The sequence below is a fragment of the Paenibacillus durus ATCC 35681 genome (genome assembly GCF_000993825.1).
Taxonomy (GTDB): Bacteria; Bacillota; Bacilli; order Paenibacillales; family Paenibacillaceae; genus Paenibacillus_AQ; species Paenibacillus_AQ durus_B.
In genome coordinates, this window is sequence record NZ_CP011114.1 from 3,977,294 (window position 1) to 3,995,104 (window position 17,811).

16 protein-coding genes are annotated in these 17,811 nt (G+C 45.9%); 2 read left to right on the forward strand and 14 right to left on the reverse strand.

The features are described 5' to 3' along the window. Window positions 1-49: 49 nt before the first annotated feature. On the reverse strand, window positions 50-430 hold the full coding sequence (locus tag VK70_RS27350; RefSeq protein WP_233277705.1) for a cyclophilin-like fold protein: 381 nt from the start codon (window positions 428-430) through the stop codon (window positions 50-52). Window positions 431-486: 56 nt separating this feature from the next. Next, window positions 487-1,659 (reverse strand): MFS transporter, encoded by a 1,173-nt coding sequence (locus VK70_RS18540; RefSeq protein WP_025696603.1) that lies wholly within the window; start codon window positions 1,657-1,659, stop codon window positions 487-489. Window positions 1,660-1,912: 253 nt separating this feature from the next. Here VK70_RS18540 and VK70_RS18545 point away from each other — a divergent pair, with 253 nt between their 5' ends. Beyond that, window positions 1,913-2,458 carry a TetR/AcrR family transcriptional regulator gene (locus tag VK70_RS18545; protein WP_025696605.1) on the forward strand — a complete coding sequence of 182 codons (546 nt, stop codon included), beginning with the start codon at window positions 1,913-1,915 and terminating at the stop codon, window positions 2,456-2,458. Between the two features lie 526 nt (window positions 2,459-2,984). On the opposite strand, the gene VK70_RS18550 is transcribed toward VK70_RS18545, so the two are convergent. The 7 genes from VK70_RS18550 to VK70_RS18575 form a co-directional block, all read right to left on the reverse strand. Continuing rightward, window positions 2,985-5,375 carry a S8 family peptidase gene (locus VK70_RS18550; protein WP_158454079.1) on the reverse strand — a complete coding sequence of 797 codons (2,391 nt, stop codon included), beginning with the start codon at window positions 5,373-5,375 and terminating at the stop codon, window positions 2,985-2,987. A gap of 5 nt (window positions 5,376-5,380) precedes the next feature. After that, a complete protein-coding gene (locus VK70_RS18555) occupies window positions 5,381-6,535 on the reverse strand; it encodes an AAA family ATPase (RefSeq protein ID WP_025696608.1) in 1,155 nt (384 codons plus the stop codon). 234 nt (window positions 6,536-6,769) lie between these two features. Next, entirely contained in the window at window positions 6,770-6,931 is a 162-nt protein-coding gene (locus VK70_RS28405; protein WP_155986936.1) for a hypothetical protein, read from the reverse strand. A gap of 83 nt (window positions 6,932-7,014) precedes the next feature. Then, window positions 7,015-7,767 (reverse strand): zeta toxin family protein, encoded by a 753-nt coding sequence (locus VK70_RS18560; RefSeq protein WP_025696609.1) that lies wholly within the window; start codon window positions 7,765-7,767, stop codon window positions 7,015-7,017. 724 nt (window positions 7,768-8,491) lie between these two features. Continuing rightward, complete coding sequence (locus tag VK70_RS29580) at window positions 8,492-8,824, reverse strand: helix-turn-helix domain-containing protein (RefSeq protein ID WP_081754909.1); 333 nt, start codon at window positions 8,822-8,824, stop codon at window positions 8,492-8,494. A gap of 245 nt (window positions 8,825-9,069) precedes the next feature. After that, window positions 9,070-9,858 (reverse strand): TrmH family RNA methyltransferase, encoded by a 789-nt coding sequence (locus VK70_RS18570; RefSeq protein ID WP_046724389.1) that lies wholly within the window; start codon window positions 9,856-9,858, stop codon window positions 9,070-9,072. A 29-nt stretch (window positions 9,859-9,887) separates the two neighbouring features. Continuing rightward, window positions 9,888-10,568 (reverse strand): potassium channel family protein, encoded by a 681-nt coding sequence (locus VK70_RS18575; protein WP_267885661.1) that lies wholly within the window; start codon window positions 10,566-10,568, stop codon window positions 9,888-9,890. A gap of 113 nt (window positions 10,569-10,681) precedes the next feature. On the opposite strand from VK70_RS18575, the gene sspI reads away from it, so the two are divergent. Beyond that, complete coding sequence (gene sspI, locus VK70_RS18580; protein ID WP_025695597.1) at window positions 10,682-10,924, forward strand: small acid-soluble spore protein SspI; 243 nt, start codon at window positions 10,682-10,684, stop codon at window positions 10,922-10,924. 100 nt (window positions 10,925-11,024) lie between these two features. Here sspI and VK70_RS18585 read toward each other — a convergent pair whose 3' ends face one another. From VK70_RS18585 to VK70_RS18605, 5 genes are all read right to left on the reverse strand, one after another. Further along, on the reverse strand, window positions 11,025-12,611 hold the full coding sequence (locus VK70_RS18585; protein ID WP_025695596.1) for a peptide chain release factor 3: 1,587 nt from the start codon (window positions 12,609-12,611) through the stop codon (window positions 11,025-11,027). A gap of 299 nt (window positions 12,612-12,910) precedes the next feature. Further along, complete coding sequence (gene zwf / locus VK70_RS18590) at window positions 12,911-14,461, reverse strand: glucose-6-phosphate dehydrogenase (protein ID WP_025695595.1); 1,551 nt, start codon at window positions 14,459-14,461, stop codon at window positions 12,911-12,913. Window positions 14,462-14,667: 206 nt separating this feature from the next. Further along, entirely contained in the window at window positions 14,668-15,510 is an 843-nt protein-coding gene (locus tag VK70_RS18595) for a YwmB family TATA-box binding protein (RefSeq protein WP_025695594.1), read from the reverse strand. 297 nt (window positions 15,511-15,807) lie between these two features. Beyond that, on the reverse strand, window positions 15,808-16,461 hold the full coding sequence (locus tag VK70_RS18600) for a response regulator (protein ID WP_025695593.1): 654 nt from the start codon (window positions 16,459-16,461) through the stop codon (window positions 15,808-15,810). Window positions 16,462-16,744: 283 nt separating this feature from the next. Beyond that, window positions 16,745-17,791, reverse strand: coding sequence for a sensor histidine kinase (locus VK70_RS18605; protein ID WP_046723618.1), 1,047 nt, complete (start codon window positions 17,789-17,791; stop codon window positions 16,745-16,747). Between the last annotated feature and the right edge of the window lie 20 nt (window positions 17,792-17,811).

Consider the following 17,811-nt stretch of genomic DNA (forward strand, 5'->3'; position numbering starts at 1 on the left):
GCCGACTCAATGAGTTGGCCCATTTTTTTCTGGAATCCCTGCACTCTTCTTACATTTTTTCAATGCTCACTGTAAAATCGCCGCGAATACTTGCAAGCTTTTCTATCCCGGATTCAATATGACCTAATTTTATAAGTCCATTTGCATAACCAAAATCCCGATAAAATATAGCCAAATTCCCCCAAGGGGAATAATAAGTGAAATCTCCAACTGAAGGATTACTGCCTGATGGTGCATCTTTTGTAGATAATCTTTTTGCCAGACTGCTAATTTTTTCGGTTCCTGCATAATCTTCTAAAGTTAAGGTTAACGGGAATAATGTTAAAAAATCTCTGCTTGTTGGATTATCATACATTTTTACAAACACTTCTTCGTTGTTAAAAGAAACTTTTATTCTAACGTCTTCTCCAATACTTGAATGATTATTCACAGTATTCCCTCCATCGGTATTAAATCTACTTTCCCTCACCGAATTCCAAAGAGCCCTCACTTCGTTGCTATACTATTGCTGGTCGCGCGGGAAAAACTAAATGATGCCGCCGCAATACATACAGCAATCGCAACGGATACAGCCCCGATCCAACTGACCGTCAGCATCGATCCGTTTCCCACGGCAATCCCCCCGATTCCGGCTGCCGCGGCTATGCTGAGCTGCAAGATGGAACCGTACAGGCTGAGCATGATTCCGGAAGCTTCCGGAGCAAGCAGGACCAGGTTATACTGCATACCCGGGCCGGACGACCATGCCGAAAAAGCCCACAGCATCAAGAGCGGAATGGTGACAATGGTTGATCCAGCGATAGTCGACAGCAGCACAAGAGCGATGACATGGACTACCATGCCGCCCACAAGCGACCTGGGGATACCGATCCGATCCGTTATGAATCCGCCGAGCTTTGAACCTATTAAGGTAGCAATGCCAAAGGCAAAGAGAGCAGCACTCACTTCCGGTTCGCTCATGGATGTAACGGCGAGCAGGAAAGGAGCAATATATGAAAAGAGCACGGCATATCCTAACTGCCAGAAGAACGTTATCACAATAGCCATTACGACTTTCGAGTTCTTCAGCAGAGCGAGCTGATTGCCCAGAGGGACGGTCTCCTCGCTATTTGTGGCTGGAATCATCCGCGCGACAGCGAAGATCGCCAGTAAGCTAAGAATACCGATGCCCCAGAAGATTACCTTCCAGTTGTATGCCGCGGCTACAACACGGCCAATGGGAACCCCGACGATGAGAGCTGCGCTAAACCCCGTAATAATGGTCGCAATCGCCCCGGCCCGGCGTTCAGGCGGCGCGAGATTTGACGCAATCGTCTTGGCGATGGTGACAAAAACCCCGCTTCCTAAAGCAAGCAGAATGCGAGAGAAGATTAGAAAGCCAAAGCCAGGAAGGGCAAATGTCAACACGCTGCCGAGCACAAGTATGGCGAGAGAAAGCATTAATAGCTTGCGCCGATCCATTTTCGCCGTCGACATCATCACAACAGGCGTGCCGATTGCATTAGCAATCGCGAATACGGTGATAAGCTGTCCAGCCGCCGATACCGATACATTCGCAGAAGCGGCTACCTTGTCAAGAATGCCTGCAATGATGAACTCCGTTGTAGCGACCATGAAGGTAATCAGGGCCAGCATGTAAATTTTCCGAGTATTCCTCATATTTTCACTATCCATTCTCTACAAATATTTCGAGCCGCCTGCCAAATCGGTCCAGCAGCCCTCCAACGATCGGACGCCAAATAGCCAAATCCAACAGGTGTAAAAAAAAATATATCGATCAATTAATATACATCTGTCTATAATTATAAAAAGAAACCGATTCCTTGCAATGGTTAAATGAACGTAATCTGTTCGATAGTGAACAAACCCTGAAAAAGTGTCAATTAAATGAGAAAGTTTGGTGATTCCTACAATGTCCAAAGTGGATCGAAGAATCCTTAAAACTCAAGATGCGATTAAAAAAGCTATGATTGAACTGATGTCTGAAAAAAACTTTGATGATATTACGATACAGAATATTTGTGATCGGGCAAACGTGAACAGAGGAACCATCTATTTTCACTACCAGGATAAATTTGATTTGCTGGACAAGATTATCGAAAGCCATATAAACGAACTTGGGGAAATGTGCGAATGGGCATGTGAAATGGATTGGAAAGATGCGACCCTGGTCTTTTTCGAATACTTTGGGCGTAATTATTTATTCTTTTCGACGATGTTAGCGAGTAAAGGAGCCCCTTTTTTTCGCAGCCGATTCCTTCAGTTTCTTATTCAAGCGTTCAAAGATGAGGTGGATTTAACAAAAGAGGAAAGTTCCAATTTAAGTGAACAAGTTATTCTTCAATTCATGGGAACGGCTTACGTAGGGGTATTGGAATGGTGGTTAACGAATGGAATGCCTTATCCGCCTCATGTCATGGCAGAACAAGTGGGGACATTATTGGATAGAAGTGTATAATCGAGTCTTCAAAAGACTTGATGTAAACCCACATAAACCAAATGGCAGCCAAGCCTTGTATTACAAGGGCTTTGATGCCATCTGGTTGTCTCGTTTTGATGTTATAAACAGTCTCAATTTACGTTATAACTAACACACATGGAGGTGTGAGTTGTATTTCAACTTGGCACAAAAAGAGCCTGTTTCCGGTGTTTTTGTAACGTAGTTTTGGCATAGTTTGTAATGACAATTGGCATAAACCGTTAAATAGTGTATTGACTTTTGACACAAATCAGCAACCTTTTAAAGATTCAGCATGTTCTACATACAATTCTTTCTACGTCATCCATAGAAAAATAAATTTCATCAACTGTAGTAACCAGTTCTCTATATTTAACACCATAAAGATTTTTCATCTTGATTTGGAATATTAAAGCCTCGATTTCCATATTTCCCAACTTGTTTGCATTGATTTAGTAATATGAATTTATCATGATTTACAGTAAAACAGAAAAGCTCCAATATCTCGGAGCTTTTTTTGCTTTTATTAACTTCTCCCCCTAGAACTGATCCGTGTAGGTTCATAACGCAATTTCACATCATTAGATTGAAAAGACATTAGGAGGGCCTTAGATACATCATTATATACGGGGGCTTCTTTCTTCGGATCACGGATTGTAATTACGATCGCAAATGGTATCTCCTTTTTTTCGCTCAAGTTACGCCAAGTGGGGTAAAGCTCCAGTCGAATATCACTTGAACCTTCCCTTCCTCGAGGGGCTTTGAATACAAACTGCTTAGCTGCCGACCATTTTAGTTCCCTAGTCATTTGATCTTTTTCCCACATAGCACTATCAGAACCTTCACCTGCGGAACTTCCTTTGGTTATTGTGTCATACCCACCTTTAGCACGAGAGGTTCGAAGTCTAAAATCCAAATTAGCTCTACAATATTCACTACCTCGTTGCGGATTCAGATGAGGTTCATAAACAACCGTAGCAAGAATTTCTCCTCTTATTTTCCCTCCATCATGTAACGATTCTGGGAAAGGAAAATCAGATATTCTAATCCAATTCCTATTCTGAGTAGGATTTAGTTTACCTTCAAATATAAGAGTGATTTCATGCTCATTCCCATAAAGCACATCATTAATTCTACGTGGTAATCCAAATCCGTATAAATAGTGATCATTCAAAGTAGTTATATATTTTTTCGTTGCAGGATGTTTACTCCCATGTAGTAGCAATGCTTTTGCCATTGTCTTTGTGAGCGTACCCGGGAATTGTTCATAGCATTCGGCCAATACCGCTGATACAAGTGGGACAGAAAAACTCGTTCCATAATCAGATACGATATGGCCGAAAGTATCAATAGAGTGTATTGGGAAATTATCTGGATTCCCACTGTAATGAACAACATCTGGTTTTATTGATAAACCTACACCAGGTCCTCTTCTTGAATAAGGAACTGCTTCCCCTTTGCTTACTAGATTGGTCGAATCATTATTGTATGCAACAGCCCCGACAGTTATAGCTCTAATTGAATCTGCTGGAAGGCTTATTCGATCCATCTCATTTAAAAATGGATCTTTTATTGGCCAAACATTTCTCATCTCCATGTAATTACCTGCTGCGATCACAAATGAAACTTTGAAGCGATCTTGAAGTTCATCTATTGAAGCAGTAAATTCGCTAATCATTCCAGAACATAATCTGCTGCTACCTAAAGAAAGATTCCACACTCGAAATTCTTTGGAATAGGTACGTAATGCATCTTCCAGTGCATCAATAAGGTCATCTTCTCGTATTGATTCATATTTTTTATTCGGTAAAACAATGACATCAAGAACTTTGACCCCAGTATCTACCACATCCTTTAAAAAAGGATTGGCAAGGTGCGCATATATGAGTAAGCCTCCAACAAATTCCCCATGATAATTATCCTGCCGATTAAATGGAACATACACTTCCTCTGATTCAATCCATGGAGCCAAGTGTGCATTACTTGACCCTATTCCGGAATCAACTAGTGCTACCTTGGGATAAGTTTTCCCTTGTTCTGGCTGAACTACATCTAAAACTTGAGTATCTTGCATTAAATTAGCATTCGTTACACGAAATCGTGTAAAACTTGATATGGACTCCACCCCAGGAAAGCTTGCCATCTGTTGAATAATTTCTTGATTCACATAAGGAATGGTATATGTAGAAAGATTGTGTGAATATTTCAACCGATTAATTTTCTGATTTTCTAAGCCTCGGTGGTGAAAATAGGATGTAAAGTTGAATAGCACTTCTCTATCCATTTGATCATCATAAGAAAAAAATCTAACTTTAAACTCTCCATCTTTCTCACAAGCCTTATAATCCTCTGCACCCATTGCTTCCAGAACTTCATTGGCTGAATAAGCCTGGATAACATCTATACAAGTTAATTCGTGTATTAAATCATATTCTCGATTTTTTTCTTTTTCAACACTTTGAACTGGAGCACCAGATTTACTTTTGCCCCAAACAATCCAATCTTCTCTTTTCTTGGGGACAATTTTTATTAATTCATCAATCATAATTATAAATTGCTTGAGATAATCTTCAGTTATAGCAACTATAATTTTCCCAAGCGCATGAACAGCAATAACTTCACTTGATAGTTCTTTTAAAATCTGGTCAGGTCTGTGAGATTTTGCGAGTTTATTCATTTTCAAAACAATTGGGTAAGCGTAGCTTCTACGACTAGTCAGTTTTGCTTTTGCAGTTGGTAAATACGTTTGGGTAATAATTTTTAATTGATAGATCAAAGACTGAAAATGCCTAACAATTTGCTCCCTAGTTTCGTACTCCCATCTTGCCGGCGCAGGAATAGGAACAGGCGTCCTTCCGTATTCGAAATCCGATGGTCTTAAACTCACTAATTTTGCCGGATATTTCTCATCACTCAATGTCATTACCTCTCATTAGTTTGAATTTTTTCCATGTCACTGCTGACCGTATTGTGATGACATCTTAACAATTCACCTATTGTTCTTCTACTCGGTTTATTCAATTTCTCCATCAAATATTTTATTTTTCCCCTTCTTGATTCATCTATATCTCCAACCTCAAAATCCATCTGAATAAAAGAGAAGTAACTTTCGACAATATCAGCTAGCTGCATTTCTCTATCTTCGATAATGGATTTGCGTATTCCTTTCTTTGTAATTTGTTCAATGTCAGATATAGACTGCCCTACAAATAATTCAGCAAGCAGATCTATTTGTTTGCCTTCAAAAAATACGTTTAGATCTGCAGAGTATTGCTTTAGTACCGTTTTAATCATGTCTTCAGTAGGCAACTTGATATGCACTCGGGTAGCAAATCTCCTCCAAATTGCCTTATCGAGTAGTTTATCATGATTCGTAGCTCCTATTAAAATACATTTGTCACCAAGATTATCTATATTCTGAAGTAAAGAATTTACTACTCGTTTTAATTCCCCCATCTCGTGTTGGTCATCCCTCAATTTAGCTACCGCATCAAACTCATCTAAGAATAAAATACATGGAGTTTGACTGGCGTATTCAAAGAGAAGACGTATATTTTTTGATGTACTACCTAAGTACGAAGAAATCAAAGTATCCAAACGTGCAATAACGAGCGGTAAAGATAAGGTTTGAGCAACATAAAAGGCGGTTTTCGTTTTTCCACACCCGGGAGGGCCAAACAGTAACAGTGTTGTTGCAACGTCTAAACCATGTGAAGCTAATTTATCTGAATAAACATATGACTTTGTGAAATCATCTATTTGTTGCTGGTTACTCTTAGACAAAATGAGTGGCTTATTTTCGATTTGATAGGGTTCATAATAGTCAGCAATTTCAAGCTTAGATTCTTGATCAAAAGGTAATTGCCTGGCCTGTTTAGAATATCTAGCTGAGCCTATGATTTGATTGTCTTGAAAAGCTATTTGGCTGCTTAATAATTTGAGTATCCGTTCTGCTTTTATTTCTTCCCCTGTAGAGCGTAACTTTTCTGCTAACAGTAATGAATAATCATAAACTTTTTTCGGGTCGTTTTTAAGGCCACCATCAATAATTTTCATAATCTCCGCATAATTTTTCAATGTTAATCCCTCCAATGCGATTATTCCATAATTCCTCCATTTTAACAACAAGAACATCCAAACTTAACCTTTTTTTATCCAATATTCCCGATAAATCTCCACATAATAAATTCCTTTATACTTAGAGTTTCTATTTTCCACGTTTGCTAAACACACACTTCTCATTTATGCGTATTAAACAACCAAGCACAAAAAAACACGCCCTTTATTAGGCGTGTTTTTAATTTATGCAATTTATTTTAACTTTGCTGCCTGAAGTGTAGTTTGTTTGTGTTGGTTCTGAATGTTCATCCGACCATCCGAGTTGTTTTTTTCCATAGCCTCTGCTGCTTTCATTCTTTCCAAAAAAGAACCTTTATTTTTCTCAATATACTCCATTGTTTCTTTAAGGCTCATTATTATCGCCTCCTATTTCCATCCTTATTGTACCACATAAAAAGCATTTTTCCAAACACAGGGGTCTGCTTATTATAAATTATTTATGGCGATGTAATACCATCAATCATTTTTAGATTTGACTTTTCTAAAAACACTTGCAGTCGAGCTTGATTCTTAAAAACTTCTCCTTCATCCACATTTTTATAGGCGAAAACGGTATAATCGTCAAATGTATCGTAGAGTAAATACTCATCGACTTGATCTTTTAGCTTCAGAAATACTTCCGCAACACGCACGTGACTATTAATAAGTTCGACTTTTGGAACAAGACGCTTTGTAGCCTTGAATCTTTCATCATTTCGACGAATTGCCTCATCTATATCAACATCAGCAATCACAATTCTGATAATATACCCATAATCTTTTAATAGTGAAATTATTCTATGGTACTTGGAATAGTTTTTCATGGTTCCATCATAGATAAGATTATGACTTTTTTGGGCTGATGAATCCAGCAATTTACTGGCAATGTCACTACTTTCATCGTGTAGAACAGACGCAGCTTGCTCCGGATATTTCTGTATTAACTCAGAATGTTCAGGAAGCAATTCTTTGATTTCATCCGCATCTATTATTAAGAACTCATTTCCGAGTTCTGATTGTTCTTCACAAATTAATTTACGCAGCCACGATTTCCCTGAAGCTGAGCCTCCTCCCATTAAAAAGGCAATCGGCTTCTCTTGTGATGGAAATCCATCTTGCTTTCCCGCTAATATGTTCTCATGCAAAAAAAGCCTCGGTTTTACGTATTCCCCCTCAACAGAAAACCTGTCTTTTGTTTTTGTGATGCGCATATCAATCATCCTTTTCCAATAACATTTCCAGTAATTTCATTATACCAATATTATGTTTTAGTGCAATAAATTCGTTATTACAAAATACCTATGTACAGAACTCTACTGTTCAACACAACTACATTTTCAGCATTTTAACTACAATAAGATAATTAATGACTTCAAGAATGGTTCCCATAATATTTTCGAATTTATGGATTATTTGAAACCGTTGATTGACTTATGTTTAGTTCTCTTGCGAGCGCTCTTTTCGTAATGATTTTCCCAGCCTTTTCGAATTCCGTAATTTTCAACTTTAGTTGATCTGCAAGCTGTACATCAGTATGCTCTCTATAGTTTTTCTTATGCTCTGCTTCTTGCTCTTTTAACCATTCTCCAAACTCAGGAAAATTTTTATATACAAATGTTTTTGTCTTGCCAATACTCTTAAAAAAATCTATTATATGTATTCCTTTGCTAGATTGCTTCTGTCTTACATATTTCGCAGCTTTCTGATAGAAATCATTTCGATAATCTCTTTTTGCCTATTTTGATACTTTTTGATCAACTGCTTTCTATTTAATATAATTTTACTATTATCCTGCTCAATTTGGTGTTGTCATACATATACTTAAAAATAGTCTTACTTTTTTTATAACTCAAGGCTTGTATATTATAAATATATTAAAGCAATTGCTTTTTTTTTGGTTTAACATTAATTTCTTGATAACCATCGAAAATCTATTTAGGAGAACTTATTTCTTTTTAGATATATTTTTGCGATCTCTAATAACTCTAGCTGCTCAATATGGTTTAGTTCTTTAATAATTTGCACTAATTCGTTTATTGTATTATTTATATTCCCAGCAGTAGAATATTCCATCCCAGTCAAAAGCCATTCATAAGAACACCCGAATACAGAGCAAATTGAAATAACCATCTCTATAGCCGGCTTACTTTTCCCAGACTCCAAATCACTAAGACTGCCTTGAGAAACACCTATTCTATTAGCAAACTCAGTTTGATTAAGATCATGAATCTGCCGTAATCGTTTAATATTTGTCCCGATAGTGGTAATTTAAACCACCTTCATACTACGATTTATGCCATACATCATTACAAGAGTTTTTGAACCTAAAATCAGCACCTGCCAATTTATCATTCTAAGAAAAACCAGTGTAACTTTAGTTAAGAATTCAAAAAAGTCCTGATACATCAAGGTTTCTTGACCATCAGGACTGAGTTTTTTGTGCCAAAACTACGTTACAAACCAGTGCCAAACTGAATTACAACTCACAATGGAGGGTGAGGAAACAATCAGCGTTACCCCCGCTGCCGCATCGACTCAAACAATAAAATCGTCGCCGCCATCGCCGCGTTCAGCGATTCGGCCCGGCCCTTCATCGGGATGATGATGCTCTTATCCACCATCTGCGCCGTCTCCGGCGAGATGCCCCGGCCCTCGCTGCCGATCAGCAGCCACTGGCTGCCGCTGCGAAAATCGTGGCTGTAGCAGGAGTCCACGCCTTGCAGCGAGGTGCTGACCAGCAGCACACCGCGCTGCCGGGCCTGCGGCAGAATCTCTGCCAGATCGCCTTCCACAACCGGCAGATGGAACATCGAGCCCATCGTGGAACGGATGGTCTTCGGATTGTACAGATCAGCGCAGCCACGTCCCAGAATGACGCCGTCCGCTCCCGCCGCGTCCGCGCTGCGGATAATAGTGCCGACATTGCCGGGGTCCTGCACGCCGTCCAGCACAACAACGAGGCTGTCCGGCTTGTCCAGCACTGCTTCCGCTCCATCCCGTTCTTTGCGGATTACCGCAAATACAGGTTGCGGCGTATTGGTGCTGCTGCATTTGGCAATGACCGCTGCCGAGACCGCGATGGTCTCCATGCCCTGAGCAGATTGCAGCAGACCGCTAAGCTCCGCAGGCATACCTTTATCGATGTCGTAAGCCAGAATTTCAACATCCGCTTCCGCCATCAACGCCTCTTGGACAAGATGAACACCCTCAACGATATATTTTCCGCTCCTGTCACGGTGTTTCTTATCAAGTAATCCGGCCCACTCTTTAACCCGCGCATTTTGCGGAGACATAATTTCCATCGAATTCAACCTTTCCGAACCATTCATTCTTATTGATAGGCCATTTCCAGCCGGGTTAGATTATCCTTGTGTCCGACAATGACCAGCACGTCGCCGCTCACCAGCCGGTCGTCCGCGTTCGGGGTAATGTTCATTTCGCCCCCCCGGCGGATCGCTATAACGTTGCAGCCATATTTGGCGCGGATATCAAGTTCTTTCAGGTTCTTACCGAACATCGCTCCGGGCACCTTCATATCCAGAATACTGTAATCCGGCGACAGCTCGATGTAATCGAGAATATTCGGCGAGGCCAGATGATACGCCACCCGCATCCCCATATCCCTTTCCGGATAAATGACCTTGTCTGCTCCGATCTTGCTCAGCACTTTACCGTGGAGTTCGCTCTTGGCCTTGACGAGAATGGCTGGCACGCCGAGATCCTTCAGAATGAGCGTGGTCAGAATACTGGACTGAATATCCTCGCCGATCGCCACCACGACCACGTCAAAATTGCGGACGCCCAGCGCGCGCAGCGCTTCCTCATCCGTCGAATCCGCCGATACGGCATGCGTTACGATTGCGGAAATTTCCTGCACCCGCTGCTCGTCCGAATCAATAGCCAGCACATCATAGCCCATACCGCTGAGCGCTTTAGCGACGCTGGAACCGAACCGGCCCATTCCGATAATGGCGAATTGCTTTTTGGCCATCTGCTCTCCCCCCGTATGCAGTCGATTGTCTCAAAACAGTATAGCACAAGGCGAATTAAACTTGAATTTTAAGCCCCGGGGCAGGGCATATTATGTTCAGCATATACACACTTTTGAAAAAAGGAGCCCTCCACATGTCCATTATGCTCGACTTACGCCAGGCGGTCATCCATAAAGTCCAGGGCCATTCCAAAGAGGAACTGCGGGAGATGATCGATGGTTCGGTTGACGGTCCGGAAACCGCGCTGCCAGGACTTGGCGTAGTATTTGAAATCATTTGGAAAGACCTTGATCCCGCCAAAAAAGATAATCTCGTTACGATGCTGCACGAACATCTGAAGTCCTCCGCTCCGGGCTCGCCTACCAGCGGCAGTTGAAGCATTGGAAAAAGCCTCCGTCTCTTCTTGCGCCAAACGCGCGAGAGATGGAGGCTTTTGTCCGCTTTCATTCCGGCAGCACATGCCGGTTATCTTAAACTTAAGGCGCCGTTTCCAGAAACTTCGCTGTCGGATTCTTCTCGATCGCCGTCCGCATCGCGTACTCGTTCTCGAACAGCACAACGAAATTCCCCTTTTTGTCCGTAACGAGCGTCGAATTGATCCGGAACTTGCTTGGGTCCGGCTTGTTCTCGTCCACAATCCAGCGCGCGAACTGATACGGCATCCGCTGAAGCTGCACATCCACGCCGTACTCGCCCTTCATCCGGTACTCGAACACTTCAAATTGCAGCTGTCCGACGACACCCAGCAGAATATCGTCAAAGCTGACCGTACGGAACACCTGAATCATACCTTCCTCCGTCAACTGATCGATTCCCTTCTGGAACTGCTTCGACTTCAGCGCATTTTTAATGCTGACCTTGGCGAAAATCTCGGGGGAGAAGGTCGGCAGCTCGTCGAACACCACATCGCCCGCTTGGCTGAGCGAATCGCCGATGCGGAAAATGCCCGGGTCGAACAGACCGATAATATCTCCCGGATACGCCTCCTCGACGATATCGCGGTCCTGGGCAAGAAACTGCTGCGGCTGGGACAGCTTGATGTCCTTGCCAACGCGCACATGCTTTACGCTCATGCCCCGCTGGAACTTGCCGGAGACGATCCGCAGAAAAGCAATCCGGTCGCGGTGAGCCGGGTTCATATTCGCCTGGATTTTGAAGACATAGCCGGTGAATTTCTCATTTGTCGGCTCCACAACCCCCGCCGTGCTGCGGCGCGGTTCCGGCTTCGGAGCGAGCTGCAGGAAGTTCTCCAGGAACGTCTGCACGCCGAAGTTATTGATCGCACTTCCGAAGAACACCGGCGTCAGCTCGCCGCGCAGTACCTTCTCGTAATCGAAGGGATCACCCGCAACATCAAGCAGCTCTAGATCCTGGCACAGCTGATCGTGCAGATAGTCGCCCGCCATCTCGCGGATGACGGGATCGCTGTAGTCTTCCACCTTCTGCACTTTGATAACCGAATGATCGTCGCCTTGGAACAGCTCCACCTGATTCTTCATGCGGTCGTAGACCCCGCACAGCTCACGCCCCGTACCGATCGGCCAGTTCATCGGCACCGAGCGGATGCCCAGCACCTGCTCCAACTCTTCCATCAGCTCAAAGGGATTACGGCCCTCGCGGTCGAGCTTGTTGATGAATGTAAAGATCGGAATGCCCCGCTTCGCGCATACCTGGAACAGCTTGATGGTCTGCGCTTCGACGCCTTTGGCGACGTCAATCAGCATGACCGCACTGTCGGCGGCAGTCAATGTGCGGTAGGTATCCTCACTGAAGTCTTGGTGACCCGGGGTATCCAGAATGTTTATCCGGTGGCCTTCATAATCGAACTGCATAACCGAGGAAGTAACGGAGATTCCGCGCTGCTTCTCGATCTCCATCCAGTCGCTTGTCGCATGCTTGCTTGCTTTGCGGGCCTTGACCGTTCCCGCCAGCCGGATCGCACCGCCGAACAGCAGCAGCTTCTCCGTGAGCGTCGTTTTACCTGCGTCAGGGTGGGAAATAATCGCGAATGTTCTGCGTTTGTCCACTTCCTGCTGCAAATTCTGATCCATCGTTTGACTCATTATACATATCCCTTCATATCTGAATTGTTCACGTTCCGTTTATCGTCTTAAGAATAACACTGTATCAAATCGGCTGAATGGCCATATTCTTAGCTCCTATCGTTAAGTTAACCGTCCTTTCCCGCTGCCTGTCAGCCCTCATCTCTTACAGCCGAAGGACATATTAAAGCGGGCATCCTTTAAAGTATATCAAAATCGGTGCGGCATTATCTACCTAAATACAAGCTCCGAGAAAAAAATCTCCCCGCCCTAGAGCTCTAGGGCAGGGAGATTTCTGAATATCTATCCGACTAACATTATTAATTGTTCACTGACCATACAACATTGCTTTCTTTCTGCCCGTTGACCGGCCACCAGTGGAAGCCGTCCTGTTCAAGCAGTTCAGTAGCTTCAACCGGACCCCAAGCGCCTGCCGGATAAGAAGCCAGATCGCTGGAATCCTCTTTCCAGGCTTTGGCGATATGGTCCACGAACGACCAGGCCGAGGATACCTCGTCCCAGCGGGTGAAGTATGTGGAATCGCCCCGCGCAGCATCATTTAGTAGGCGCTCGTAGGCTTCCGGCGAGTTGATGCCGACCAGGCAGCTTTGGCAGAAATCCATAGCCAGCGGTTGAATTTCCGATTCCGAGCCCGGCTTCTTGGCATTGATCTTCACATAAATACCTTCCATCGGGTTAACGCGAATAACGAGCAGATTAGGCTCGAGGTTATGCTTCTGACCTAAGTAGACATTGGTAGGCATCCGTTTGAACTCCACGACCACCTCTGTCGTCTTTGCCGGCAGGCGTTTGCCTGTGCGGATGTAGAACGGTACGCCCGCCCAGCGGAAATTATCCACGAATACCCGGGCCGCAAAATACGTTTCCGTGATGGATTCCGGATTCACCTTGTCTTCCTGACGGTAAGCAGGCGCGGACTTACCATTGAACAGGCCCTGTGTATACTGCCCGCGCACCACATTCTGGCGCACTTCTTCCCCGGTTGCATACGGACGAAGCGAACGCAGCACCTTGACCTTCTCGTCGCGGATATCTTCTGGCAGCAGACGGCTTGGCGGCTCCATTGCAATCATGGTCAACAATTGAAGCATATGGTTCTGAGCCATATCCCGCAGCGCACCGGCATGATCATAATAGCCGCCGCGCTCTTCGACACCGACGGTTTCAGCAAGCGTAATCTGGATGTTGGAAATATACTGCTTGTTCCAGAGCGGCTCGAAAAAGGCGTTGGCAAACCGGATCACTTCGATGTTCTGCACCATTTCCTTGCCAAGATAATGGTCGATCCGGTAAATTTCCTCTTCCTTAAACACCTGGCGGATCTGCTCGTTCAGCTTCTCGGCCGATTCCAGATCGTAGCCGAACGGCTTCTCAATCACCAGACGGTTCCAGCCCTGTCCGTCCAGCATTCCTCCGGCTTTCAGGTTGAAGGAGACGCCGCCGAACAGCTCTGGGGCGAGCGCCAGATAGAACAGCCGGTTACCCGGAATGCGGAACCGCTCTTCCAGCGCTTCCGTCTGCGCCTTCAGCTCGCGGAACCCGTCAACATTGTTGATATCGAGTGATTTATACTCAAAATGATTAACAAACTTTGCCCATTCGTTGTCGTCGGTTGCCTGATAACGGCTAAACTCGCGTATCGAGGCCTGCACATCTTCTCTGAACTCCTCCGGAGTCCGGGGACGGCGCGCCACGCCGATTACCGCAAAATCCTCAGCCAGCTTTCCCTCGCGGTACAAGCTGTAAATAGCTGGAAAAAGTTTACGCCGGGCCAAGTCGCCAGTCGCACCAAAAATAAAAAAAACAGCACCTGGTGTATTCAATTCGTCAAAGGTTTGATTTTCAGCCATGGCTCCTCATCTTTCTCTATAATATAGTTTATTAAAATCCATTCTCACGTCTATTTTTAGAAAAAGATTATAACGACGTGATGCCATTTTATCATATTCCGAAAAAGGATGCCATTACATTCCTGACAGCTTCCCTCGGATTTCGGGAAAGTTTGATTACTGTTTCTTATCATTCTCTATAATTGAGCTTATATAAGCCGAAAAAATCAAAATTCAATCGTAATCAGCGGGAACCCGAGAGTCACCCGGCTCCTGCCTTTGGCTACGTCTTTGTGAATCGCTGCCTGTAGGGCTAAGCGATGCGCTCCGCTCTGCACGGTATGCAGTATGGATGGCACCGTATAGGAGGTGCTGGCGGTTGTCTCGTCCTCATAAGTTTCGGCAGCGCTCATTCCCTGCAGCTTGCCTGCAAGCATATGCTCCGTCAGCTTCAGCGCCCGACTGGCATCCCCGTGCTCCTTGGCAGCTCCCTGCAGGGAGACATTCCAGTCGGCGGCAACGCCTGCGGATGTCACCATCATCCCGGCCTGTTGAATAGACCCGGCCAGTCCCGCAGTACGGGACAGATCGGCCGTTTCCACCGTCACGATGACGTAGCTCTCTCCCTCCCCCATTTCACTCCAGAATAATGAGGTCTTCATTTCTCCAGACTTGGAGGAGGAACGGTAAGCGGCATGGCCTTCTTCTTCCGACCCGACAACGGCTGGCAGCCCGAGCGACTTCGAGAGGGAGTTTGCGGCAGAGAATGCTTTGCCCGCATCCCCTGTATAGCTGCCCTGCCATTTAAAGACAAGCCGTATCGGTGAGTCCGGTTCTGTCACACTACGGCCGAGATCTGTTAGCAGCAGGACCGCTGCGGACGGTGTACCCGCCAATCCAGCTCGGTCCTCCGTTTCCAGTGCAGCATTTGGCTGCTGAGCTTTGGAATAGACCCCAGCTGCGGGACTGGCCTCTACTCCGTTCCGAAAGCCCGCCAGCAGCAGTACCGCACAGCACAGACCAACCATCAGCAGCGTTCCCTTGTTTGAGCTCTTTCCCCGGTTTTCCATCGTCTCTCTCCCTCTCGGTTCCGTTCTAGCAATCTACTAGACAGGATAACCGTTTTGAGAGATTTTATACGGGAATGCAAAAAGAAACGCCTGACAGCGTCCCTGAAGGACACAAGTACGTTTCTTGTAGAAATATAATCGTTCTGGCTGGCATTAACGCGTGTTACGTAAGCTTGCCCGGTACTGCGGATATCGCAGCAGTATTGATACACGTGATGAAAACGCCGGTCCGCATTGCTTCAACCGTCCGGTTAATGGCTGGCTCGCGCCAGGCCAACGGCCGCCTGTCCGGCGATATTACTCGGCCAGTCCATTCTTATAAGCATAAATGGCCGCCTGCGTGCGGTCTTCCACACCCAGCTTGGCGAGAATGTTCGTGACGTGAAACTTCACCGTCTTGATGCCGATAATGAGCTGGTCGGCAATATCCTGATTGGATTTGCCCTGCGCCAGCAGCTTCAGCACTTCCATCTCCCGGTCCGTCAGCTCCGAATGAGCTGGAGCCTCAATCCGGGCATCGCTGCGGAACCGGTTCATCATTTTGGAGGCGACCTCCGAGACCAGGACCGATTGTCCCCGGGCCGCCGCCCGGATTGCATCCGCCACTTCACTGGCGCGCGAGGTTTTGAGCAGGTAGCTGAAAGCGCCGGCCTCGATGACCGGGTACATTTTTTCATCATCCAAATAGCTTGTCAGCACAATCACCTTGCAATCGGGGTACAGCCTCATTACCTGCCTTGTTGTCTCAATGCCGTCCATTCCTTCCATCACCAGGTCCATGAGCACAACATCCGGCTTGTACTCCTGCGCCAAGCGAACGCCTTCCTCGCCGCTTCCGGCCTCCCCAACTACTTCAATTCCTTCCTCAGTCCCAAGCACTGCAGCCAGTCCGATTCTGACCATTTCGTGGTCGTCCACCAGCAGCACTTTAATCGGTTCGCCATTCTCCATGGCCAATCCCCTCCCAAAAGTTTGTGAGCACAGATATCTTCCGGGTTGCTTCAAGCAGAATTCAGCTCCGAAAAGGCAGCCTGGCAAGCCTCTAATTGGAGTGCTGTGCCTGTAACCAGAGTTCTCCCCTCTAATTCTCCTAAACTGGATGCGGCCCGTAATCTGACCGTTCATTCACCTTATACATCACAGGCAGGCTGATCCTGATTCTCTGTTACGAAAGGATCTATTAGCTGAAAATTAGACGAAAGAATTCCTGCTGTTATGAAAAAGCATGCTTGAGCTAGATCCCCTTGTCCTCGCTGAGCAGCGGCACCGTAATCTCGATACGGGTACCTTTGCCCGGCGCCGTGATGAACTGGATCGACCCTCCCGTTTCCGTAATACGCTCCTGCATATTGGAAAGGCCGTATGACGTCTGCTTGGAATCATCCATTTCAAAGCCGATGCCGTCATCGCGAATGGTCATCCGAACCGTGTCGCCACGCCGGTGGATGCGAATTTCCAGTTTCTCCGCCTTGGCATGCCTCAGCGTGTTGGAAATGGCCTCCTGAACAATGCGGAACAGGTGGTTCTCAACGCCCTTCACCAGTTGTATGCCGGAATCCATCTCGAACAGGATCTCTATCGGCACCTTCACCTTGAGCTCTTTGATCAGCTCCCGAATGCCCTGTTCCAGACCTTTTCCATCCAGATAAACTGGACGCAAATGCAGCAGCAGCGCTCTCATCTCCGACTGGGCCACGGCAGCCATCTCCTCAATCAGGGCGATCTGGCGCTGGGCCTTGTCGAAGTCCTTTTCAAGCGTCCGGCCGACCGCTGTCGCCGTCATCGAAATAGCGAACAGCTGCTGGGAGACCGCATCATGCAGTTCCCTGGCCAGACGCTGCCGCTCCTCCACAATTGCCGTCAGCCTCGCCTGTTCGGCAAGCTGGGCGTTATTCGTCGACAGCCGCTGAAGCGTCGTCACCTGATTCTCCCACTTGCCGCCGATCACGTTGAGCTGTTCCGCGAGCCTGCCCAATTCGTCCTCGCCGAGCGTCGGCATGGAGAGCGTCAGATTGCCTTTTTCCCACAGAAGCAGCGTTTCCCGCATTCGTTCAAGCCTGCGCTTAACGCGGAAGCTCTGATAGAACCCGAAGCCCACGCCAAGACCGACCGGCAGAAGCACGACCGAAGCCGTCTGCAGCCCATAGCTCCAACTTTCAAAAGGGCGCATAAATCCATATGTATACATCATATACAGGACAACCAGCAGCAGGACGAAGGAGAACAAGGCTCCCTCGCCCATACTGCGCGATATGATGTTGCCATTCTTTTTATGATCCATCCGGAGTTCTCCCCTCCTTA